This is a genomic window from Shewanella oneidensis MR-1, from assembly GCF_000146165.2.
GTDB lineage: Bacteria > Pseudomonadota > Gammaproteobacteria > Enterobacterales > Shewanellaceae > Shewanella > Shewanella oneidensis.
In genome coordinates, this window is sequence record NC_004347.2 from 4,894,626 (window position 1) to 4,917,927 (window position 23,302).

The following is a 23,302-nucleotide window of genomic DNA, read 5'->3' on the forward strand; positions in this document are numbered from 1 at the left end:
CCCTATTGTGCTTGGGTTGCTGAAATAACTTTGGGAATGACTGGCGCTCCTGGGCGGATTTTTTGCAATCCTTCCACAATAACCTGATCACCGACGGCAAGACCTGATGTCACCCGCCACTGATGATTTATCACCTCAGCAGTGGTCACAATTTTGGCTTCTACTTGGCCTTGCGCATTGACCACCATCGCCACAGCCTCGCCCTTAGCGTTACGAGTAATAGCTTTCTGTGGCACAAGAATGGCCTGAGGATCAGTTCCCGCATTCAACATAGCGCGAACATACATACCGGGTAACAACACCCCGTCAGGGTTCGGGAATTCAGCACGCAAAATGACTGAACCAGTATTTTGATCCACACTCACTTCAGCAAATTGCAGTTTACCGGTATGACCGTAGACGGTGCCATCTACCAAAACTAGCTGCACATCAGCATTGTCAGCCGCCAACAATTTACCCTGTTTTAATTTCGCTTTTAGGCGCAGTAATTGCGCACTCGATTGCGCGATATCCACATTAATAGGGTCAAGTTGCTGAATCGTCGCCAAGGTTTGACTTTGGTTTGCCGTCACCAGCGCACCTGCGGTCACACTGGATTTACCAATACGGCCTGAAATAGGAGCCAATACTTCGGTGTATTCTAGATTGATTTTTGCAGTATTGATCGCCGCTTCCGCAACAGTCACGCTCGCCAACGCTTCTTTATAAGCGGCATCTGCTTCATCAAAATCTTGTTTACTGATGGCGTTAGTCTTCACCAATTGCTGATAGCGAGCGGCCTTTGCCTTAGCCGAAGCTAGACTTGCGTTTGCGCGTGCTAAGTCAGCGTTTGCACTCACCAATGCGGCTTTATAGGTAGCAGAATCAATTTGATAGAGAGATTCACCCTGCTTAACATTGCCTCCCTCAACAAAGCTGCGCTTAGTGATAATGCCATTTACCTGAGGACGAACTTCGGCCTCAAGGAATGCCTTGCTACGGCCTGGTAATTCGATTTTGATAACCTGTGGCTTAGCCTCCACTTTGATTACCCCAACCTCCATGCTCTGCGGCCCTGCGCCGCCATGAGCGGCTTTATCCTCTTGAGGGCTACAAGCTGCCATCCACAACGCCACGCTGATTACTGAGGCAAGTTTAATTGTCTGCCGCATGAGAACTCCTTTAAATTTTAACGCCACCGTGTTCACACAACATGGGTGATTGCACGGCCATAATTATAACTAAAATCAAAGCGATTACTTATCGTATACCCTATAAGGATCAACAAGAAAGATAAACAAACAAAAGTGTAAACGAATGAAAATATTCACACCTTTACCAATACCTTATTAGTGGAATTGTTATCCTATTTAAGAACTATGTTAACAGTAGATAAGATTGTTAGCGTTATACAATACAAAACTCTTATTCAGCCTACTCTATATCTAAAATGTTGCAAATCTGTTTGACTGCACAAATGTTTATCGCCTCAACATGAGTACACATTGAATTGATAAAGCGATAACAGATTAGTACTACATAAGATTTTACGCATACAAACCACGAAGGGTCATACTGGATAAACAACGGTGATTGCCTACGCCTAGCTATCCATAAGCATACTATATCGATGTAACTCCCTGTTAAAAATAGCGTCAGGAAAACGATAAATATTCAAACTGTTGGACGCGACATTTTATGGTCAAGCATTGTATAGGGCAAACTGGATATCACATTTTGCACCTCATTAAATGAAACTCAGCTTCCCATAAAACGCATTTCTATAAATGACACTGCCATCGCCTCAATTATTTCTCTGCTTATTCATATTCATTCATATCTTTTCGTTATTGGTTCATCCCAAGCTACACGGCCATTAACAACTTATTTTTACGATAAACATGCGCTAACCATTCCCAATCACTTTGAGATGATGATTATGAAGATTCGTACTAAATTTCTGCTAACTGGGGCGTTACTTTCTTTGGCGGCCAGCTCCCACGCAGCTGAAGATAATCAACTCTTTGGTGGCACAATTAACGGCAATGTTAATTTTGCTTCTGATTATGTGTTTCGTGGAGAATCCGAAACCTTAGACGGTGATATTCCCGTTGTTCAAGGCAAGTTAAGCTGGGATCACAATCAAGGCTGGTATGCGGGAGTCTTTAGCTCCAACATCAAGTTTGCCGACCCAAATTTAGAAATTGTGACCGCACCTTTTATTGGTAAAGCGGGAGAGTTTGGCGACTCAGGCTTTACCTATGATGTCATGCTGTTTTCGTACCTTTATCCCGGTGCATCCTATTCCAACTACACCGAATTATGGCTAAAAGTGGGTAAACAATTCGGCCGCGCCAATCTGCAACTTGAAATCACACCAACGGTGGATGACTGGTTTGGTGTTGATGGCTGGCACGGGGTGAACTACGCCCTGCACCCAAGCTATAGCTTTGACAACGGTGTTAAAATCTCAGCATCTGTGGGTTATCAAGACCTAACGGGTGATGGCGCCGAAGGTTGGGGCCACTGGAACATCGGCCTCAGCAAAGCTTACTATGGCCTAAACTTCGACCTACGCTACCACGCCAGCACCGTAGACAGTGACCATAAAGTCTATGGCACCCAAACTGAAATCTTCGATGACCGAGTCGTCATTGGGATCAGTAAAAGTTTTTAATCTTTTTTGCTTGCACGTTCATCCCGCTGCTTCCCTGCAGCACTCCAATTGCTTGATTTATTGAGCCTTGACCAGCCATATTGGCTGGTCTTTTTTTATCGAAATAACCTGAACTCGGGGTAACGAGTGCCGGGAGATCTAAAGTTAACAAACTAAATCAATGCTATAACTGATTATTTTGAAAAGGAAAATCTATTTTTTGACTGAATGCGCAGATTTTTGCGCATATCAAGGCGCTCTGTCGTACGCCATAGCGAGCTATGGTGAGACAGAGCAACGCAGAGAGGCTCGAAAAGATGCCTATTCAGCGGCTCTGCTTATCCCGAGCTCAGGTTAAATACGATTATCACCAACACTGCAGGCTAACACACGGCTAATATCCGCAAGACAACGGCCCGATTCCTGCTGCCATTGATTGAACACAGCTTGCACCTGTTTTAACGCCGTTTGCGAGCTAAAACCTGCGTCGACTAACTTGTGTGCTTTAAAATAACCTTGCACATCATCGGTTAACAAAAAAGTGTCCTTACCAATTCTCCTCAAGAAATATGGCCCTGTATTTCCCCCGAGACGTGCACCTCGCTGCTTTAATAATGCCCAAAGACCAACGATATTCTCCGTTGGCCAATCGGCGATAAGCTTAGCCAAGCTACCGTGCTCACGGGCAATATCGTGGATCATCAAAGCATTATCATAGATCGCCTGAGTCTTCTTTAAGTGCCTGATTAAGGTCGCATCTGCCGCGCGAGCTTGGATCTGCTCAGGGGACAGCATTAACACTTTCTCAGGGATAAAATTAAAGAAGGATTTCTCATAGGCTGGCCACTTATTATCGACCACACGCCAGACAAAACCGCTCTGAAACACTTGTCGGCTCATCGCACAGAGCAGCGTAGCATCATCGTACTGGCGAATTTCAGCGCTCGTTAGGCAGCCTGAAAGCAAAGCTTCGAGCCCCTTTTTACCGCCTTTGCGCTCACTCGCTCTGGCATAGATGGATGAGAAACTTTCTAGCTGACTCATACTGTTACCTTGGGTTGTCGATAGTTCTCTGGTATTTCTAAGCGTTAATAGTACTGAATTTTAGCGGGAATAGATCATTACGCATGGCAAACCACATTTACGTCCTTTCTTAAACCTTGAGAAAATTCCCACAGCAATCGTATTGATAGCGACTAAAGTTAAGACGTAGAGTCAAAAATTAGAGGTTGCGGGGTTGACACCTATGGAGCTTTTCTATCATCCGTTATCACGATATTCACAGAAGGTGTTAATTGCTCTCTATGAGAAACAAGCTAACTTTTATCCGCGGATCACTGATTTACGCGACCCGCTAGCACGCAAAGCATTCCAGCAATTTTATCCTTCAGGCAAACTGCCATTGCTCAAAACGCAAGAAGGTCAACTGCTCCCCGAATCCAGCATCATTATTGAATACTTAGACACGCACTTTCAAAACGGTACAGAGTTATTACCCGCGGAGGCTGAACGTAATTTGGCGGTGCGCTTATTCGACCGTCTTATAGATTTCGATATCAATAACCCACTATTTCAATTAGAAAAATTAAAGTATACCCCTGAAGGGCATGAGTTCGAAATTAAGCAGCTTGAAAAGCAGATGTTTGCCCAATTCCAGCGTTTAGATAGCCATCTTAGGCAGAATCATTGGGTTTGTGGTGACAGCTTTACCTTAGCTGACTGTGCACTGATCCCCTGCTTAAGCTACAGCTTTGCCCACTTAAACCTATTGGATTTAGATGAATTAGTGCGTTACTGGCAACAAGCGCAGCTTCGCGGCGCCTGGATGCTCGTGCTTGAAGAGGTGTTACTGGTCGAAATGGAAGAAAACACTGGGATTAGGAGTATTCCCTAGCAGCAACAAGCACTAAAGGTTGCGCTCTTTCTTTAACTGTAAAAAAGCCTTCCATTTCACCACTTCTGGCGGTAATTCAGGAGCGGGGGCGGTATATCCCGCCTCTTTAACTAACACTTCTAAAGGGATTTGCTTACCTTTACACACAAACACACCGCGCACATGCACTATGCAGTGCAGGCCGCGCTCACTGATGAAGCGTTGTTCAATATAGAAATACTTTTCATCCCAGCCTACCACTTTGGTTTCTATCTCAAATTTTTTCAACGGTTTGATATCACGGATATAAGTGAACTCCGCGGCATTAACGATAGGCATCCATTTTAATTTGAGGAAGCGCTTCAGCAGCCCCATTTCGGCCAACATATAGGTGCGAGCCAGATCCATAAACGCCGGGTAACGGGAGTTAGTGAGATGAAAATTGATATCGCAATCACTGGGTAAAGCGCGGTAAGTAATGCGGCTCGTGCCCAGAAAATCAATCTTACGGCAGTGGCGCGTGCGCCAAAACAACAACCAAAACAAACGGAAATACAGATTCATAGCCAGTCGCCCTAAAAAGAAGAGCCACAGGCTAACAGAGGTCATACCACAGGGCAAGCGAGATCTAGTTCACAAAAAAGGCGCCATTCGGCGCCGTTTTATGCTCAGTCACTCCCATTAAGGAGCCTTGCACTATTTATGCGGCGATCCCAGAATGTCTTAGCAGTGCATCGATACTCGGCTCGCGCCCCATAAACTGCTTAAATAAATCCATCGGCTCCGCCGAACCGCCCATTTCGAGGATATTGTGCAGGAAACGGCGACCCGTTTCAGGATTGAAGATGCCTTCTTCTTCGAAGCGGGAAAACGCATCCGCCGACAGCACTTCAGCCCATTTGTAGCTGTAATAACCCGCGGCATAACCACCAGCAAAAATATGCGCAAAACCGTGTTGGAAACGGTTAAATGCCGGAGGGATTAATACCGCCACCTGACGACGCACTTCGTCTAAGGTCTCTTGAATACACGCACCTTTAGCAGGGTCGTATTCGTGATGCAGTCTAAAATCGAACAGTGAAAACTCGAGCTGACGCAACATCATCATGCCGGATTGGAAGTTTTTCGCCGCTAACATCTTATCTAACATCGCTTTAGGTAAAGGCTCACCCGTTTCATAATGACCGGAGATCTCCGCTAAGGCTTCTTCCTGCCAGCACCAGTTTTCCATAAATTGGCTAGGTAACTCGACTGCATCCCAAGGCACACCGTTGATACCAGATACGCCAGCAACATCGATTTTGGTCAGCATATGGTGAATGCCATGGCCAAACTCATGGAATAAAGTCGTCACTTCATCGTGAGTGAAAAGCGCAGGCTTGCCATCAACTGGACCATTGAAGTTACAGGTGAGATAGGCAACGGGTTTTTGTAGGCCATTGGCGGTTTGACGACGCACGCGGCAATCATCCATCCAAGCGCCGCCGCGTTTACCAGTGCGGGCGTATAAATCTAAATAGAAGCTGCCTCTGTGCTCGCCCGTTTCGTCAAAAATATCGAAGAAACGTACATCCTTATGCCAACGGTCAAACTCGGTTTGCTCAATAATCTTCAAACCAAAGAGGCGTGAGACAGTGTAAAACAAGCCTGATAGCACTTTATCTTCAGGGAAGTAAGGGCGCAGCAACTCTTGAGAAATCTCATACTTATGTTGCTGTAACTTCTCGGCATAAAAACTTAAGTCCCAGGAAGCCATTTCACTCACGCCATATTGTTCCTGCGCAAAGGCTTTTAGCTCGGCCAGTTCGGCCTTAGCTTGATCTTTAGAACGCAGCGCCAATTCATTTAAGAATGCCATCACCTGCGCAGGCGTTTCGGCCATTTTAGTCGCGAGGGATTTTTCGGCAAAGCTATCAAAACCTAATAATTGTGCCAGTTCATGGCGCAGCGCGAGGATTTCATCCATCAAAGGACCGTTATCAAATTCGCCTGCATTCGGGCCTTGATCCGATGCGCGAGTCACGAAGGCGCGATAGCACTCTTCCCTTAACTCACGGTTTTCACTGTAGGTCATCACAGGTAAATAGGAAGGGAAATCTAAGGTAAACAACCAGCCTTCGAGTTCACGGGCCTCGGCCATTGCTTTCGCTGCCGCCTTGGCAGAATCTGGCAAGCCAGCGAGTTCAGCCTCATCGGTAATTAACTTAGTCCAGGCTTGGGTCGCATCAAGCAATTGATTTGAAAAGCCGCTGGTAAGTTCAGAAAGACGCTTAACGATTTCACCATAACGCAGTTTTTGCGCGTCATCTAAGCCGATACCCGAGAGCTCGAAGTCACGCAAACTGTGCTCAATCACCATTTGCTGCGCTTGGCTTAATTGCTCAAATACCTCGGATGCACGCAGAGATTTATATGCCTCATATAGCCCTTGGTGTTGACCAACGTAAGTGCCATATTCGGATAAAAGAGGTAAACAAGCATCGTGGGCCGCGCGCCATTCATCTGTGCTAGTGACAGAGTTCATGTGGGAAACGGGCGACCAAATTTGGCTTAGTTCATCGTCCACTTGCTCAAGTGGAGCAATCAGGTTTTCCCAAGTATAGGGCCCTGGATTTTGCAGCACCTCATCGATTTTGGCGCGGCACTGAGCAATAGCATGCTCAACGGCAACTTGAATATGTTCAGGTTTAATCTGTGAAAAAAGCGGTAAGCTTGCGCCGTTAAGCAAAGGGTTGCTCATAATGATTCCTCTACAATCTGTGTAGCTAATAAATAAGGGCTTATGTTCGATTTATCAAGGCGAGAAAATCGATTGTCATCTTCGCTCGTACGCTTAACGACATTCCACAAAGAAAAAAGTGAGCCAGTTCTCAATTAGGATTTACACCAAATTTACCCTTTGAATCTTGACGGTTTGATCGCAAATCAAATCCATTCTCATTAATGATTGTGTTTATATGGGCTAATATCTACGCATATTCCGCATTTTCAATCAGATTGGCTTAAATATGGCAGTTTCAATTAAATCCATCATTAGCGCCGCAGGCGTCATTAGCTTAGTGTGCTTAAGCCATCCGTGTTTAGCTAACGAGAGCTTGACGCAAACCGAAGGAGTAGCGAGCAGCTTATTGCCTGCAACCACCACCAATCCTTGGGCTGTGAGCGTAGATTTAGGCTGGGATAGCAAGTATGTTTCGCAAGGGCGTAATAACTTAGCAGAGGGCGGAATTTATTGGATGAATGCCAGCGTCCAATACGGCAATCTCACCACCTACGCCCTCGTGGGCCGCGGCGATAGCCAAGCTTATACCGAGTGGAATATCGGCCTAGAATACGCCCTAAACTTGAACGAACACTTAGAAGCAACTCTTGGATATCAACGAATCGAAGGCTATAGCGATAGCCGCTGTCAGGATAACGAACTGTTTGCTGAACTGGCTTACACCGCCGCGCCTTGGCTAGTGCCTTCAGTGAGTTATGTCTATTCCACCGAAGCGGCAGGCTATTTTGTAGAGCTGAGTCTACACAGCTATTGGCAACTTACAGAGCAATTTACGCTTTCACCATATGTAACACAAGGTCTTGATTTTAAATATCGAACAGAAGAACACAATGGCAAAAATCATCTCCAATTTGGGCTAGAAGCAAGCTATAACCTCGCCGAAAATATCATCATTAGCGGTCATATTAGCCACAGTATTGCGCAGGCCGATATCGAGCAAGAAGCGGCAGCCAATGGTGATGTGAACTCGCAAGACCAAACCTATGCGGGTATCCATTTCAATATGAGCTTCTAGGTTTTATCGATATCACTGCTGCTTGGCAAACTATCCCACACCTAACTACACTCAAGATGTCGATGGAGCGACCTTGATTTAGCGAGGCACAGGGAATGTTGGCTCACCAGTTAAAAATACTCACTAACACATTTATCATATTGACCTTTTGCAGTCTGCCATCCTTAGCCGCAGTACCTGAGAGCGAGCCTGAATTAGTATTCGAATCCCTCTCAAAAAGTACCACTACTGACCCACTGCCATTGGGAACACTGCTCGACAGCGAAGGTAAGCTGCTGCCCATTCCCGTAGAGCAAAGCGCTTTGGATTATTCACCACCCACAGTAAATATTGATAATGAGTCACCCAAAGCAAAGACCGACAAAACGCAATCCACTAAAACTAAAAAGAAAAAACTGAGTCGCAAGCAACAACTCGCCAGCCGCGAAAAAGTCGCTAACGATCCCAGTTGCCGCTGGCTTGATGCCCGGATGTCACAACTCGAAACGCAGATTGGCAATAAGCAAGACAAAGCCGCCGACTATCAAAGCGATGAGCTCAGCGCTCGCAGGCAGGAATGGCAATGTCTTAAATGCGGTGTTGAAGGACCAAACCAAGACGATCACCACCGCTGCCAATACCGCCGTTAAACTTCCGCAGAATTAACAGGTTGTTAATACGTTTGATATCAGGCTGATTGAGATTTTTTGCGGCAAACCAAGGTCTATAGCAAGGCAACTTAATAGGCTGGTCTGCAAACTCAATCCAACCTACAATGGCCTTCTGCTATTAAGCACCTCATTCTTAGGATTAGACGGAGAAACTCATGGCCCAACATTTTGACTATATCTGCCTAGGCGCAGGCAGCGGCGGCATCGCCTCAGCTAACCGAGCTGCTATGCGTGGCGCTAAAGTGCTACTCATCGAAGCAAAACATGTCGGCGGCACCTGCGTAAACGTGGGCTGCGTGCCTAAAAAAGTCATGTGGTATGGCGCGCACATCGCCGAAGCCATGAACCTCTACGCCAAAGATTATGGATTTGATGTTTCGGTAAACAAATTCGACTGGAACACCTTAGTCAACAGCCGCGAAGCTTATATCGGTCGCATCCATGAAGCCTACGGTCGCGGCTTTACCAATAATAAAGTCACCTTACTCAATGGCTACGGCCGCTTTGTGAATGGTAACACCATTGAGGTGAATGGCGAGCACTACACTGCCGACCATATCCTCATCGCCACTGGCGGCGCGCCAACCATCCCTAACATTCCTGGTGCGGAATATGGCATTGATTCCGATGGCTTCTTCGCCCTGCGCGAACAACCTAAACGTGTCGCTGTTGTCGGCGCTGGCTATATCGCCGTTGAAGTCGCAGGCGTGTTACACGCACTCGGCAGTGAAACTCATCTATTTGTACGTAAACATGCACCGCTGCGTAACTTTGACCCTATGCTGATCGACGCCCTCGTCGATGCCATGAAGACCGAAGGCCCAACCCTACATACCAACAGCGTCCCACAATCAGTGGTCAAAAATGCCGACGACAGCCTGACTCTGAACCTCGAAAATGGCGAAAGCGTTACCGTCGATTGCCTGATATGGGCGATTGGTCGCTCACCAGCAACAGGCAATATCGGCTTAGAAAACACCGAGGTACAACTGGATAGCAAAGGTTATGTGATTACCGACGCACAGCAAAATACCACCCACAAAGGTATTTATTGTGTGGGCGATATTATGGCGGGCGGTGTAGAGCTGACCCCTGTCGCCGTAAAAGCCGGTCGTTTACTCTCCGAGCGTCTATTTAATGCCATGAGCGATGCAAAAATGGATTACAGCCAAATCCCAACCGTAGTCTTTAGCCATCCACCGATTGGCACTATGGGGTTGACCGAGCCAGAAGCCCGCGCGCAATATGGCGATGGCAATGTGAAGGTCTACACCTCAAGCTTCACCTCCATGTATACCGCTGTAACAAGCCATCGCCAAGCCTGCAAGATGAAGTTAGTCTGCGCGGGTAAAGAAGATAAAGTTGTTGGTATTCATGGCATTGGCTTTGGAATGGATGAGATCCTCCAAGGTTTTGGGGTAGCAATGAAAATGGGCGCCACCAAAGCCGATTTCGATGCCGTTGTCGCCATCCACCCAACTGGCGCAGAGGAATTTGTTACGATGCGTTAGTGTAGAAAACCCACCTACACACGTTCTTACTGTAGAAAAACTGATAGGCCGGAGCCTCGTTCTCTGGCCTTTGTTTATTGACTCATTGATACACTGGCTTTCTAAAAAGCTTATGCCCAAAACAAGATAACTTTTCGTTAGGTGTACTAAGAGAATTGTCATTGTTTCCCCAGTGACACGCCGTGAACTCATCCATGAGGGCTCTACTAAAACCTCCATGTTTTAGAAGGTCACTGTTGCAACAATGGCAATCTTCACGACCCTTGAACTGGTTCGTCCGACTAAAAAGCTAATGCCCCAAAGCGTGTTTCGCAGTGGCCAAGTAAAGCTTTACCTATAGAAAAGTTGATGGTGCGACTTAGAAGTTATGTATCCCATATTTTTCGTAGTTTGAATGCTTTAATCAAAATCAAAGTCGTGGGGCTTCACCCCACACCCGACCAAGGAGGACTGCTCGTCCTATCCTCCTTGGATGCTCCAAGACGCCCCCAACGGAGTTGAAAGCCCCTTGTGCTCATTGCCAAATTTGCTATCGCTTCCGAAGGATGCGTCCCTGCACCTGCGTAAGCTAGCTCGCCATCCATGGCGAGACTCACGCAATTTGTCTATTCGCCCAGCGGCAACTCCGAGAGGAGGTGTATTCCTTGGATTTTTGAGTCGTTAGATAGTGATTCATGAGAAAAAAATAAGCGTGAAAGAACAAAAAGGTAGGCCATATCAAGTAATTACCAATCAAACTGTATAAAAAACCGCTACCGCAAAAAAGCAAATTCCTATAGCATCATTTATACCAATTGACATGGATGTGGCAGCGGCCAAGTCCAACAAGCGATTTATGTCTTGCAAACAGCGCAGCGCATAAATACTAAGAAGTTAGCCTTTCGGAGAACACATGGATCCAATTTCAACTGTGGGTGCCGGCCTTGCGGTAATCGGCTCAAAGGACATCCTAGTAAAAATACTTGGCCCCACAGCCGACTATGTTGGGGGCGAAGTAAAAAACTTTGTCACAAAATGCAATGTGAATTTGGACAACATTTTTATACGAGCACAAAAGAAACTAGATAATCGAATTGACGAAGATGGACAGGTTAGCCCGAGGGTCCTAAAGCACGTAATCGACGAGGGTCGGTTTTGCGAAGACTCAATCGTTGCTGACTATTATGGAGGCGTTCTTGCCTCGTCAAAATCTGAGATCGAACGCGATGACCGTGGCGTTGCAGTCCTTGCTATAATTAAGTCTTTGTCTGTCTACCAGCTTCGTTTGCACTATATCTTCTATTCGCTTGTGCACAGCATGTACAAGGGAAAAGGAAAGAGCCTTGGAACCGACTGCACCCAAATGTCTATCTATATTCCAGTTTCGGTCTACCTAGAAGCCATGTCGTTTTCGTCTTCGGAAAATGCTGTAGCAATTCTTGTTCACTCAGTCGAAGGGCTTGTGAGGTCGAGTCTGGTCGAATCAAACTTTTCCTACGGTAGCAAAGAGCACTTGGCAAAAACATTTCCGGCCGCCACCGAACCTGGCGTCATAATGGCTCCCAGCGTTTTTGGAGCCGAGGTGTTTCTTTGGGGGCAGGGAGTGAAAGGGGCCACTGGTCATGAGGTCATTGAGGAGCACCTTCAGCTCTCCCCTCCTGAAATTTCCATCCCGGTTGGCTCTCTCGTTGTTCAGGGCTAACCCTTCATTCCACCGGACGCTGCCGATAAAGCCGCGCAGCGCCGGTGAATTCAGACGTTACCCAATAGAAATTTGTATCCGAAACACACGCGTTAGAGTTAAGGCTTTAACTCGGAAATGTCCAAAGCGTGCTGATTAAGGTTATTAAGTCTACAGGCTTCGACAATGCTAAACAGGTGAGCCATGGTGATTAGCGAGACGACCGTCCGCCCCATGGACGGGGCGGTCGAGCATCCACGGATGGACTCGCTGCGTGTCGCCGAGCAAATACCATGGATCGACGCTCTTCTGTCCAAAAACGTGCTGATTAAGGTTATTAAGTCTACAGGCTACGACAATGCTAAACAGGTGAGCGCGCTTAACCTCAATCCCCTCCGCGACATCTTACTCAGCCCCATCACACTGGGATTTACCCGCTTGATAACAGCTGGGTTGCCGTGGGCAGACGGCGCCGCGGGAGCAAATCAAGCGGGCATCGTTTTTAATTCCGCGCTCAATCCAGTTGATATTCAATATCTTAGCAATGCTGACTAAGTCACTTTTTATATGCTTAGGAATCGCCACTGAGCCGCCGCCAGTAACACAGGCGGCCTTTAAATCATGGGCGATAGAGAGGGCATCTTTACCTTGAGCTTCAATGGCCGGATTGAGATCAATGCCAGCGCAGAGCACATGGGGGTTGCCCGCCGAATCTTCGACCTTAATCGATTCGCAGCAATAAATTCGCGGTTCATTCCCCACATTTAAAATCGAAATCTGCGCTGATGTCCCAACTGAAGGCTCACTGATCATTCTAAACACCGCCCAGTGTTGGCAGGGGTCTTCCACCAGCCGCATATTGCCCCAAGGCAGGGGAATACCGTTGCCGCGGTAAACGGCTTTAAGTTTGCCCGGCGCGTAGGCATCAAAATAATGCCAATGGGGATAAGGCGATACCACGGTCATCCGCCGCATAGCAACCGAAGCCGACACTTGTAGCTGTTTATGCACCTCAATTTCGTAACCGTGACGGTCGAGTAATTGTCGATAGGGCACTTTAGGGCATAACAGGGCTCCGGCAAAAAAGCTGGATTCGAAGTCGCGCCAAGCATGCAAAATATCCTGTGCATTCAGGGTATTAGATTGCATTGTCACTTCTTCATCCATCTGCAATTTACGGCCGGAGATCATCACACTCTTAAGCCCATCCTTATTGTGTAACACGCAATGGCCGATATGGGCGGCGAGATCGTACTTAAGCCGACTGGGGCGGTTTTTAAGCATTTTATTGATATAAATCGTGCTGGGTGGCTCAAAAAAAGACGTGACTAACTGATGCGAACTGACACCACGCTCATCAATCACTTCCTGTGGAGTGCTATCTATCCACTTGATTTTTAAACCTACTCCCTTAGCAATATCCAGCATTTCATCGAGGGATAAGGGCATACGCTTCAACCCTACCTCTTCGGCGGCACGTTCAAGATCGGGGAAATGGTTTTGATGGTGTTCTTGATGGGCGCGGATTAACAAATGGGCAAATTGCCGACCCGAGATCCCGGTCTGCGACAACATTTCTGGTATAGCAATTTGCAAAATATCATTTGAAAACAAAAAGCTGGGTTCGAGTGCCATACCGCTAATCCCACCACGGCGGCCTTTGTCTGGCGTGATGGCACTCTCTTCGGGCACATCGTCTAAAAACCAGTCAACGTCCTTTTGAAACACTGTCGCAATCACGGCCAGCATTTCGGCACTGGGCACGCGCTTACCACGCTCGATCATCGATAAATATGACACCGATGGCGCACTACTCGCATCGACGCGGATACAGCGTGCCGATAAATCTTCCATGGTTAAATTATTACGTTTCCGTAGGTTACGTATTTTGGTGCCAAGGAAATGTGACTTTCTCATCAAGCTCTGGTCATTGCGCATTTTGTAAAATTCACATTGTAAAATTTTTATTGTGAAATTGTAGTAAAAAATACACTAGACTACAAATCAAGCAATCGAGGAAAGGTTATCCACCTGATACTGCTTAACCATTAACGCTGTCGGACAAGCCAAATTGAAGACGAATGTTGAACAATTAGATGTGAAATCAAGGCCCTAATTTTTTAAATTGGAAAGTGTAGAGGAACTAGCGATGAATATGTCAATTATCAAGAGCCACCAGATCCAACCGAATCTAAACAGCTTCATCGCCGAAGAAGTACTTGCCGTCGCCCAAGTGAATGCGGCAGAACATGAAAAACTCGCTCATGCGAAGCAATTCCTCGACCGTCATTTCCCGCTGGATTCGGGTTCACACCAAGAGGTGATCAGCTATGTGGTTTACTACCAACATCTGCTGGCTTTTTTTGCCGACGGTAGCCACAGCGGATTACGTCAAGCCAAACAGTTTGTGGCCTTTAATGGCACAAAGGATGCGCCTAGCGCCATAGTGTTACAGGATCAAGGTTGCCATGTAGAGCTATGTTTTGACCGCACAGGTATGATTGGCGCACGGGATTTGGCTAATTTAGAAGATGTGCAAATCGAAACACCAATGGAACTCACTGCAGAGCCAAAGACTACACGTAACACCGCATCTCGCCACTGGTTAAGCCTCTTACATGCAGGAATGCCAAGCGCAAACGATATTCAAGACAAGCTGTTTACCGCTAAGGATGGTGGGGACTACAGCCTACAAAGTATCGTAAACCTCTAAAACCGCTCTATGCTCAGAGGAGAAGAGGGCGTTCAAAATTCTGTGTCAGGCTAATTTTTAAATTTCTAGCACGCTATCTAAACGCCCTTCAAAATAAATCGCTAACTGTGATAAACAAAGGCTCCAATTGTGGATTGGCATGGTCCATTTATCTGAGGCGTTTAATATGCCTGCGTAAAGTAGCTTCAACAAGCTATTTTCATTAGGAAATGCACCTTTGGTTTTGGTGAGCTTTCTAAATTGGCGATGCACAGCCTCAACTGCATTGGTCGTGTAAATCACTTTCCTGATATGTTCTGGGTACTTAAAATAATGGGACAAATTATGCCATTTGCGACGCCAAGAGTTGATTACCAGCGGATAAGCATCACCCCATTTGGCCTCCAGTTCGTCCAATGCCATCTCTGCGGCTTCTTTACTCACGGCTCGATACACAGGCTTTAAATCAGCCATAAACGCTTTCTGATTTTTTGAGGCGACATACTTCATTGAGTTGCGGATCTGGTGGATAACGCATAGCTGTGTTTCCGTATGAGGGAAGATACTGGCTATGGCCTCAGGGAAACCGGTCAAGCCGTCAACACAGGCGATAAGAATATCTTTTACACCACGATTATTAAGATCGGTCAGTACGGATAGCCAGTAATTAGCGCCTTCATTTTCGGATAAGTGAAGCCCTAAAATTTCCTTTTTTCCTTTCATATTAAGCGCTAACAATGTGTAAACGGCTTTACTGACGTAACGCCCATCCTCTTTGACTTTATAATGTATCGCATCAAGCCACACGATAGGATAATGGCTATCTAATGGGCGCTGTTGCCACGCTTTAAGTTCGGGGATGAGTTTGTCAGTGATAGCACTGACTGTTGCGTTAGACACATTGAGTCCATACATATCTTCAACATGTTGATTAATATCGCGATAGCTCATACCTATACTGAACATCGATAACACTTTACGTTCGATTTCATCGGTTAGCGTAGTTTGATTTTTCTTAATCAACTGAGGCTCAAAGGTGCCATTGCGGTCTCTAGGCGCGTCTAACTCAAAGTTACCGGACGGATGCTTAATGGTCTTAGGGGTTTTGCCATTTTTACGATTAGGCTGAGGATCATGCGCTAAATGCTGCTCAAGCTCAGCCTGGAGAGCCGCTTCAGTGAGTTGCTTGATCAGTGGGCCAAGAATGCTGTCTTTACCTGTGAGGCTTTTACCTGATTGCAGATCTTTAAGGGCTTGTTCGAAGTTAAAAGGTTGGGTCATGTGTCATTCCTGTTTTTGAATATTTTACTGAAATGACACAGAATTATGAACACTACCGAGGAGAAACACCGCTCGGTGGTTCTCCTCAACTTTTAATTACCATCGTCAGCTAATCAGTCAGATAAATTGACTCTAAGAATAAGCTTAATTGATTCTAAAGATAAATTTAATTGATTTTATTGAAGATTAATTTAGCCGCTATAATACCCGCTTTTATCAGCGTCCACGTTCTGATCAGATGATCGCCATATTGCGAGTCCTGCTGTAGTGAGAACGATAGGATTGTGTCGCTACCCCCTAAGGCGTTATGAATTTTTCATCGATATTCTCACAACTTAAAGATCCCCATCGCCTTATTTTTATCTGCGCTGCGTTGCTATGTCTCACGCCATTTATGTCATCTCCCATGGCGCTTGTGCTCGGCTTTACCTTAGCTAGCCTTGGGTGGGTACCTAAAGACTGGAATATCGCGGCACTCACCAAAAAATTACTGTCTTATTCGATTATTGGCCTAGGCTTCGGCATTAACTTAACCGCTGCGATTGAGGCCAGTAGCCACAACTTAGGGCTCATTATCGGCTCAATTATTTTCACGCTGATTTTAGGCTTTATAGTCACTCGAGCACTGAAGTTTGACCCTATTACAGGGCACTTGATTGCCTCCGGCACTGCCATCTGTGGAGGAAGTGCTATTGCGGCCGTGGCACCTGCTGTTAATGCCAAAGCCGATCAAACCGCTACGGCATTAGCCTGCGTGTTTGTACTTAATTCGGTAGCTTTGTTTTTATTCCCCGCCCTTGGGCATTTACTCAATATGAGCCAATATGATTTTGGCGTGTGGAGTGCTATTGCGATTCATGACACTTCCTCCGTGGTGGGCGCTGCCTCCGCCTACGGTGATGAAGCGCTAAAAACTGCAACGACCATTAAACTGGCACGCGCACTGTGGATTATTCCGATTGCCCTTGTCAGTGCACTGATCTTTGGTGGTGATAAGCGCAAGCTTAACCTACCGTATTTTATCGGTTTTTACTGTTTAGCCATCGCTATCGCCCATTGGTTACCGCAATTCCAACCGCTCTACAACACCTTATTTATGGTATCGAAGCACACGCTTGTGCTGTGTCTGTTCTTGATTGGCGCAGGGATTACAGTACAAAAAATGCGTGCAAGTGGCCCAAAACCATTGCTGTTAGGGGTAATTTTGTGGATGGCGATCGGGGTCACATCTTTAGCTTATATTCTGTATTTTCAATAAATTGTAGGCTTATTCGGCATTAGGCTTTATCCGCCAAGCCAACCCTAGCACACCTAAAAAGGCCGAAAACTCGATAAACGATCGAAGTAGTCCAGTGGTTTGCGTGGATGCAACTAGGGCAATAAGACAAAACACAATCAGCAGCGAGTTTTTCATTTGCATCCTCCAGCAAAGTTAGGGGATGCTCAGTATTCTTTAGAACTAAAAAACCGGCCAATATCGATTTAAAATAACAAATAGCTATAACAACTAAGCCAGTAAACCCGTGTTGAGGTGACAGCATGAACGGGATAAACGTTGATAAGCAAACCGCTCGCTAATCACAGAAGGCATATAGAGTGAGTAACTCAGTATACCCTTAAATTTGCTACAGAATAGGTGTGGGTCGACGCACTAAGTAACCACTTACAATGGATAGAATGCAGTAAGCGGTAAAGAAATAGAATCCGCTCTCAAATTGTGCCTGTGTCTTGAGCATTTCCCCCATACCGCCCGAAGCATTGCCCGCCAAAAAGGTAATGATCAAGGCCACCACAAACACATCGGCCATAGACCACTTAGCAAGCAAATCGACAATATGATGAATTCGCCATTGTAGCGCAATTGAACTTACGCTTTGTTGTGCCAACATTAGGCTAAGTTTAATGGCGGGGATAATAATACTAAATAGCATCACCAGCCCTGCGACTAAGCCATTGCCTGTATTATATAATTCAGTGACTGTGCTCCAAATACTGCGGGTCTGCTGTAATACTTGCACCTCACCTTTGAGGGTATGCAGCCCCAGTAGACCACTGACCATATTTAACATGCCACGGGCACTGCCGCGCCCTAAATCCTCATCAAAACTTCGCGCTACTTGTTCGATGCCTTGCTCGGTAAGTTTGGCCTTATCTATGCTGCCGCTAATGCTCAAAATAGGTTGCGTCACACCAGGGATCAATAGTGCTAAAGACAGCAGAATGACGAGAATGGGTAAGATTGATTTCCGTACATTATTCATAACTGAGCCCAATATAAACGTTAGCTCAGTGTAAGGCCTTAAACGTCGCAAGTGCAATGAATGGCACCTGACATCATGGCCGATATCAGGTACAACAAAGGCTTATCAATAAAAAGGGGTTGGATCTATATCTAAGGAGCTTGGTGACACACCACGTTCAATGTGTAGTTCTGACTTGAGCAGATCAACTATGACAACTTCTGTGTAACGTTTTGCTTTTAGAGAATAAAAACATTTAACTATTGGGTGTAATGCATCTCTATCCTTAGAGGCCCAAACAATTCCCACGCGCCCATCGGACAATTCCACCAACGAACCAACAGGATAAACCCCGATACAACGAATAAAATCGTAGACTAACTGCTGATCTAAGTGGAATGGCGTCAGACTCAGCAATATCTTAAAGGCGGCCGCAGGACTCATAGCCTCTTTGTAACAGCGCGTGGCGGTTAAGGCATCAAAAATATCGACGATACAACTCATGCGTCCATGGAGCGGGATTTCATCACCCTTTAATCCCCTTGGATAACCTCGCCCATCCAACTTTTCATGGTGCATTAGACAGACATCTTTACTGATCTGGGAAAGGCCTTTTGTTTCGCTCATAATTTCAAGTGCATACACTTGATGCAACTTCATATGCTCGAATTCTTCAGGCGTAAGCTTGCCCGGTTTATGCAGGACTTTATTATCGACCTTAATCTTGCCTATATCGTGCAAAATGCCACCAACGGCCATTTCTCTTAGCATGCTGCGGTCAAGTTTTAGATATTTGCCAAAAGTGACTAAAAGAAAGGCAACATTTACTGAGTGTTCAAGTAGATAAGCATCTTTAGTACGCAGTGCTGACATGCACTTTAGGGCATCTTCATCCAAAAGCACAGACTCGATCATGCTATCAGCCAAGGCTTCGAATGGTGCGACTTCTATCGCTTTACCCTCAAATGTTTCAGAGAGCACTTTCCGAATCAAATCCTTAGCTTCAGTCAAAATAACCTGAGCCTGCTCCTGTTGTTTTTCACGGGTTACGATGGATTTTTTAACTTGGCTATCGTTGCTGACTTTGCGTTTAAAACCGCAATGCTCAGCCGAGCGTTCAGTATCAACCCAAACATATTTGATGCCATTTTTAGTTAATTTTAGAATCGCGTCCTTGTGCTTGATTTGCCCAGCATTTGCAATAGCCAGCCGACCTTGATCATTTTTATCAATTGCCGAGACAAACATTCCCAGAGTCAATTTCGACACTGGCAATTTGATTAGGTCAACCGATTCTGCCGACTCACTCATAACTGCAACCCCAAGGATGACTTAATAGATGCCTATCCACCATACGATAATGAGCCACACTCGCTCACTCGGTTCTGTTTTTACTTTTGGTAGTATAGCCAATTTATGCGGCATTCTAAGCTGGGAAGCGCAAAATCACCATACACTTATTTGGCGATAATGAGAGAATGGTTCAAAAAACTAACAAAACAAGGAGGTTATTATTTTTTGAGCTAATCGTTTAATATTTCAATGTTTTTAATTTTAAAGATTCGAAATGCTCAACTCTCTCACACCCAAATGAAGTCTGTATGGTTTGAGCTGGGGTAAGCAACTTAAATGACCAACCAAATGTTTAGCTCACGCCGTAAAGAAGCCAAGATTAAACTTGACGCATCAGTGTCTATTTCAAGATAAAAGGCATAAATCAGCCAACTAACGTCGATGACATCTGATCCACATAGCGTAGTTGCATTTCAGGTACGTCTTCAAACAGTTGTCCGTGATGTAAATGCAGTTGTCGCGATATTTGGTCCCGCGGTATCTTTCTATGGCTGGTGAGCAAAATCGCACAGCCCTGCGCAGTTAACTTTTGAAGCAAATACCATACTTTACTGGAGTAATGTTTATCCATACCGGCGAGAGGATCGTCAAGTAACAATACTTTGGGGCGCATACAGGCTAAAGATGCGAGCGCGATCAAATGTTGTTGACCATAAGATAATTGATGGGGAGGTAATTCGGCTAAATGGTTCAAATCCAATTCTTCTAGTAGCTGTGCAGCTCGTTCACAGGGAAGCTCAAAACGCTTAAGACTAAACTGCATTTCAGCAAGCACTGTTGTTTCAAAGAGTTGTCGGCTAGGTCTTTGCATTAATAGTCCAAGTTCAGCCCCGTACACGCCCAATTTAGGGCGTCGACCTAGCACTTTGAGCGGTAAACGCTGTTTTAAGCTCAATGCGCCAGCTAAGGTTTTGAGTAAACTGGTTTTACCCGAACCATTATCCCCAATCAAAGTCACAATTTCACCGGCATATAGCTTAAATCCGTTCGGACATGTAAATAGTAGATGCCCACTATCAAAACTGAACTCAAACGGCTCTGCTTGAACGAGAACTTTTCCAAACGGTTCACATTTACTCGCAGTACGCCAAGCAGGAGCAATAACAGGCAATATCTCAGGCGTCTGGTGCAAACCAGCAGAAAGATGGCCGTCTTCTAATTGCCAGTAATATTGGATGATTTCGGCAAAGGCCGTGGCATTGTGCTCCACCAGCACCAGCGCCATTCCTTCGTTAATCAGATTTCGCAGCACCACGAGCAGTTCGCTAACACCGTGATCATCCAGCTGTGCCCATGGCTCATCAAGCAACAATAAATCCGGTTCACAAACAAGCTGAGCCGCAATCATCAAGCGGTATTTTTGACCAAGGGAAAGGGTACTGACTGGCGTATCGAGCCGCAAAAAGAGCCCGACTCGCCGTAATGCATGTTGCACTTTAGGCAACATACTCTCGGCAGGAATGCCTAGATTCTCTAAGGAAAATACGACTTCTGCACCAACAGTTTGTCGATGCAGCTGCGTTTGTGGATCTTGCATCACCAAACCAGTGACCAGTTGAGGGTGACGCCAAATATCCCCCTCATGTGGACGATTTTGTGCGCCCGCAAGTAGGTTTATTAAACTCGATTTACCTGACCCCGTTGGCCCACTCACACAATGACACTGCCCCCTGCCAATCGTTAGCGTTATCTCCTGAAACACCAAGGGTAACTGACTACCATAGTTAAAGCTGACACCTTCAAGCTCGAGTAACTTCATGTTAGCTCTGCCGTCATGCCAAGGTGATCCGTGAAAATCTCGAGGCAGCTTTCTGCTGGTCATACAACTTTGTCACACTGGAAGTTTAAAATGTGCCCCCTATTGTGGTCTCGGACATTTCCGCCTCAACCTTTAAAAACCCAAAAACTAACCTAGATCAACTAATAGAAACAAATGGAAAACGCATCTCTCACAAAAAAGACAAAATGTCCAACATAAGCCACGGTATCGACAAAAAGACCCATCTTGGTCACATTTTTTTGCGTCTCAAAATGAGACTATGGCAAAAGTCACACACTCGTGGGTTGCATCTTGACACTGACGGTCTCGGCCTTTAATTTGAGCGAAAGATTCTTATTTACACATACTCACCCACTTGGTGTAAATAACTTTAAAAAGAATACATTAACTTGGTTCATATTCACCGCTGAGAGCGTTAACTTCAGCCAGCACCTTCATTTCGTTACCTTTGGAGTTTTACTTGCCTGCTCACGCCCTGTCTGAAGACCTCAAGTCTCTCATCGACAAACTTATTCAAATGAAACAGGTTCCCGCAACGGAGCCGATAGTGCAGTTATCCTTAAAAACTGTCTCTATCCCTTTGATTTCATGGCTGGCATCACAAACCCTCTATCCGCGTATCTACTGGCATGGACGTGATAAGGTTGAAGAAGTTGCGGCCATTGGTGCATGTAAAGACTTCAAATTCGAAACTGGCGTCGACGATAAGGCATTAGCCAGTGTTTACGAGCAGCAACGCATGTTGTCTAGCAATCCTGACATTCGTTACTATGGTGGTGTTGCCTTTGATCGCAGTATCGAATCTTGGCCCGAGTTTGGTAATACCCGCTTTGTGCTACCCAGAATTGAGTTTAGACGCAGCGCAAATCAGTTTAGTTTGCGGGTGAATCTCAATTTTGCCGATAATAATCCGATTGATGAAATCGACCTCGCTATCGCCGCCATTGAAGCTGTTATGCCTGCGCGTCCCTTGGCACCGCCAAACAAACTCACCTTAGTAAGTCGTCAGGATATTCCTGACTTTCCACACTGGAAAACCTTAGTCGAACAAGTGATTGAGCCTAAGTTTAATCAAGATACCCCTAAGGTTGTCCTTTCTCGTTTAACCGAGCTTGAGGTTAATGAACAGGTTGACCCTTGGATGGTTTTAGCCTGTTGGCAAGGACGTAACCCAAACAGTTTCCAATTTGGGTTCCAATTTAGCCCTGATCGTACTTATATCTCCTGTTCGCCAGAGCGCTTATTCCGCCGCAGCCAGCAAGAACTCTTTACCGAGGCGTTAGCAGGCACCACAGTGCGGGGATTGAACCAAGAGGAAGATGTGGCGCTAGCCAATGCGCTGCTCGAAGACAACAAGAATAGCGTCGAGAATCAGTTGGTCCGTCGCCATATAGTCAGTATGCTCACGCCGCTGAGCCAATATGTGGGTGCCGAAGAAGAAGCCACCATCTTTAAGTTGAATCATATTCAACATTTGCACCGCGCAATTCGTGCAGAGTTAAAACCCGGAGTCAGCGACTTTCAACTGCTACAAGCACTGCATCCCACCCCCGCAGTGGGCGGTCTCCCTAGAGAGTCGGCAATGACGTTTATTCGGCAACGTGAAGGTTATATGCGTGGCTGGTACGCAGGTGCCTGTGGGTATTTTAATAAAGACGAAAGTGAGTTTTCGGTTGCAATTCGCAGCGCGTTGATTGAGCCAGGTAAAATTAATTTGTTTGCAGGGGCAGGCATTATTGCAGGTTCCGATCCAGAGGCTGAATGGCAAGAGCTTGAAAACAAGCTAGCGACTATTATGTCAATTTTGATTGAGCTATAGGCACCAGACAG

General features: G+C 45.9%; 19 protein-coding genes. 9 read left to right on the plus strand and 10 right to left on the minus strand.

Features of this window, described 5'->3' with window-relative positions:
- Window positions 1-2: 2 nt before the first annotated feature.
- Complete coding sequence (locus SO_RS21815; RefSeq protein WP_011074282.1) at window positions 3-1,151, minus strand: efflux RND transporter periplasmic adaptor subunit; 1,149 nt, start codon at window positions 1,149-1,151, stop codon at window positions 3-5.
- A gap of 758 nt (window positions 1,152-1,909) precedes the next feature.
- On the opposite strand from SO_RS21815, the gene SO_RS21820 reads away from it, so the two are divergent.
- A complete protein-coding gene (locus SO_RS21820; protein WP_011074283.1) occupies window positions 1,910-2,656 on the plus strand; it encodes a TorF family putative porin in 747 nt (248 codons plus the stop codon).
- Window positions 2,657-2,989: 333 nt separating this feature from the next.
- On the opposite strand, the gene SO_RS21825 is transcribed toward SO_RS21820, so the two are convergent.
- Complete coding sequence (locus SO_RS21825; RefSeq protein ID WP_011074284.1) at window positions 2,990-3,679, minus strand: DNA-3-methyladenine glycosylase I; 690 nt, start codon at window positions 3,677-3,679, stop codon at window positions 2,990-2,992.
- 202 nt (window positions 3,680-3,881) lie between these two features.
- On the opposite strand from SO_RS21825, the gene SO_RS21830 reads away from it, so the two are divergent.
- Window positions 3,882-4,529 (plus strand): glutathione S-transferase family protein, encoded by a 648-nt coding sequence (locus tag SO_RS21830; RefSeq protein WP_011074285.1) that lies wholly within the window; start codon window positions 3,882-3,884, stop codon window positions 4,527-4,529.
- Between the two features lie 12 nt (window positions 4,530-4,541).
- Here SO_RS21830 and SO_RS21835 read toward each other — a convergent pair whose 3' ends face one another.
- Entirely contained in the window at window positions 4,542-5,072 is a 531-nt protein-coding gene (locus tag SO_RS21835; protein ID WP_011074286.1) for a thioesterase family protein, read from the minus strand.
- 136 nt (window positions 5,073-5,208) lie between these two features.
- Window positions 5,209-7,248 (minus strand): oligopeptidase A, encoded by a 2,040-nt coding sequence (prlC, locus tag SO_RS21840; protein ID WP_011074287.1) that lies wholly within the window; start codon window positions 7,246-7,248, stop codon window positions 5,209-5,211.
- A 268-nt stretch (window positions 7,249-7,516) separates the two neighbouring features.
- On the opposite strand from prlC, the gene SO_RS21845 reads away from it, so the two are divergent.
- From SO_RS21845 to SO_RS21860, 4 genes are all read left to right on the plus strand, one after another.
- Window positions 7,517-8,305 carry a hypothetical protein gene (locus tag SO_RS21845; protein ID WP_011074288.1) on the plus strand — a complete coding sequence of 263 codons (789 nt, stop codon included), beginning with the start codon at window positions 7,517-7,519 and terminating at the stop codon, window positions 8,303-8,305.
- A gap of 95 nt (window positions 8,306-8,400) precedes the next feature.
- Window positions 8,401-8,934 (plus strand): hypothetical protein, encoded by a 534-nt coding sequence (locus tag SO_RS21850; protein WP_011074289.1) that lies wholly within the window; start codon window positions 8,401-8,403, stop codon window positions 8,932-8,934.
- Between the two features lie 176 nt (window positions 8,935-9,110).
- Window positions 9,111-10,466 carry a glutathione-disulfide reductase gene (gorA, locus tag SO_RS21855; protein WP_011074290.1) on the plus strand — a complete coding sequence of 452 codons (1,356 nt, stop codon included), beginning with the start codon at window positions 9,111-9,113 and terminating at the stop codon, window positions 10,464-10,466.
- An 892-nt stretch (window positions 10,467-11,358) separates the two neighbouring features.
- Window positions 11,359-12,147, plus strand: coding sequence for a hypothetical protein (locus SO_RS21860; protein ID WP_011074291.1), 789 nt, complete (start codon window positions 11,359-11,361; stop codon window positions 12,145-12,147).
- Window positions 12,148-12,531: 384 nt separating this feature from the next.
- Here the strand turns inward: SO_RS21860 and SO_RS21865 are convergent, their stop codons facing one another.
- A complete protein-coding gene (locus tag SO_RS21865) occupies window positions 12,532-14,064 on the minus strand; it encodes a DUF3612 domain-containing protein (protein WP_011074292.1) in 1,533 nt (510 codons plus the stop codon).
- A gap of 211 nt (window positions 14,065-14,275) precedes the next feature.
- Between SO_RS21865 and SO_RS21870 the strand changes: the two genes are divergently transcribed.
- On the plus strand, window positions 14,276-14,839 hold the full coding sequence (locus SO_RS21870; RefSeq protein ID WP_011074293.1) for an aldolase/citrate lyase/malate synthase family protein: 564 nt from the start codon (window positions 14,276-14,278) through the stop codon (window positions 14,837-14,839).
- Between the two features lie 57 nt (window positions 14,840-14,896).
- Here SO_RS21870 and SO_RS21875 read toward each other — a convergent pair whose 3' ends face one another.
- Window positions 14,897-16,099 carry an IS256-like element ISSod4 family transposase gene (locus tag SO_RS21875; RefSeq protein ID WP_005054087.1) on the minus strand — a complete coding sequence of 401 codons (1,203 nt, stop codon included), beginning with the start codon at window positions 16,097-16,099 and terminating at the stop codon, window positions 14,897-14,899.
- 307 nt (window positions 16,100-16,406) lie between these two features.
- Between SO_RS21875 and SO_RS21880 the strand changes: the two genes are divergently transcribed.
- Entirely contained in the window at window positions 16,407-17,357 is a 951-nt protein-coding gene (locus SO_RS21880; protein WP_011074294.1) for a YeiH family protein, read from the plus strand.
- 9 nt (window positions 17,358-17,366) lie between these two features.
- On the opposite strand, the gene SO_RS21885 is transcribed toward SO_RS21880, so the two are convergent.
- The 4 genes from SO_RS21885 to SO_RS21900 form a co-directional block, all read right to left on the minus strand.
- Window positions 17,367-17,513: a hypothetical protein gene (locus SO_RS21885; protein WP_011074295.1), complete on the minus strand. Its 147-nt coding sequence runs from the start codon at window positions 17,511-17,513 to the stop codon at window positions 17,367-17,369.
- 211 nt (window positions 17,514-17,724) lie between these two features.
- Entirely contained in the window at window positions 17,725-18,360 is a 636-nt protein-coding gene (locus tag SO_RS21890) for a paraquat-inducible protein A (protein WP_011074296.1), read from the minus strand.
- Between the two features lie 105 nt (window positions 18,361-18,465).
- Window positions 18,466-19,650: an HD-GYP domain-containing protein gene (locus SO_RS21895; protein ID WP_011074297.1), complete on the minus strand. Its 1,185-nt coding sequence runs from the start codon at window positions 19,648-19,650 to the stop codon at window positions 18,466-18,468.
- A gap of 406 nt (window positions 19,651-20,056) precedes the next feature.
- Window positions 20,057-21,451 (minus strand): ATP-binding cassette domain-containing protein, encoded by a 1,395-nt coding sequence (locus tag SO_RS21900; protein WP_011074298.1) that lies wholly within the window; start codon window positions 21,449-21,451, stop codon window positions 20,057-20,059.
- A gap of 481 nt (window positions 21,452-21,932) precedes the next feature.
- Between SO_RS21900 and SO_RS21905 the strand changes: the two genes are divergently transcribed.
- Entirely contained in the window at window positions 21,933-23,291 is a 1,359-nt protein-coding gene (locus SO_RS21905; RefSeq protein ID WP_011074299.1) for an isochorismate synthase, read from the plus strand.
- Window positions 23,292-23,302: the final 11 nt, after the last annotated feature.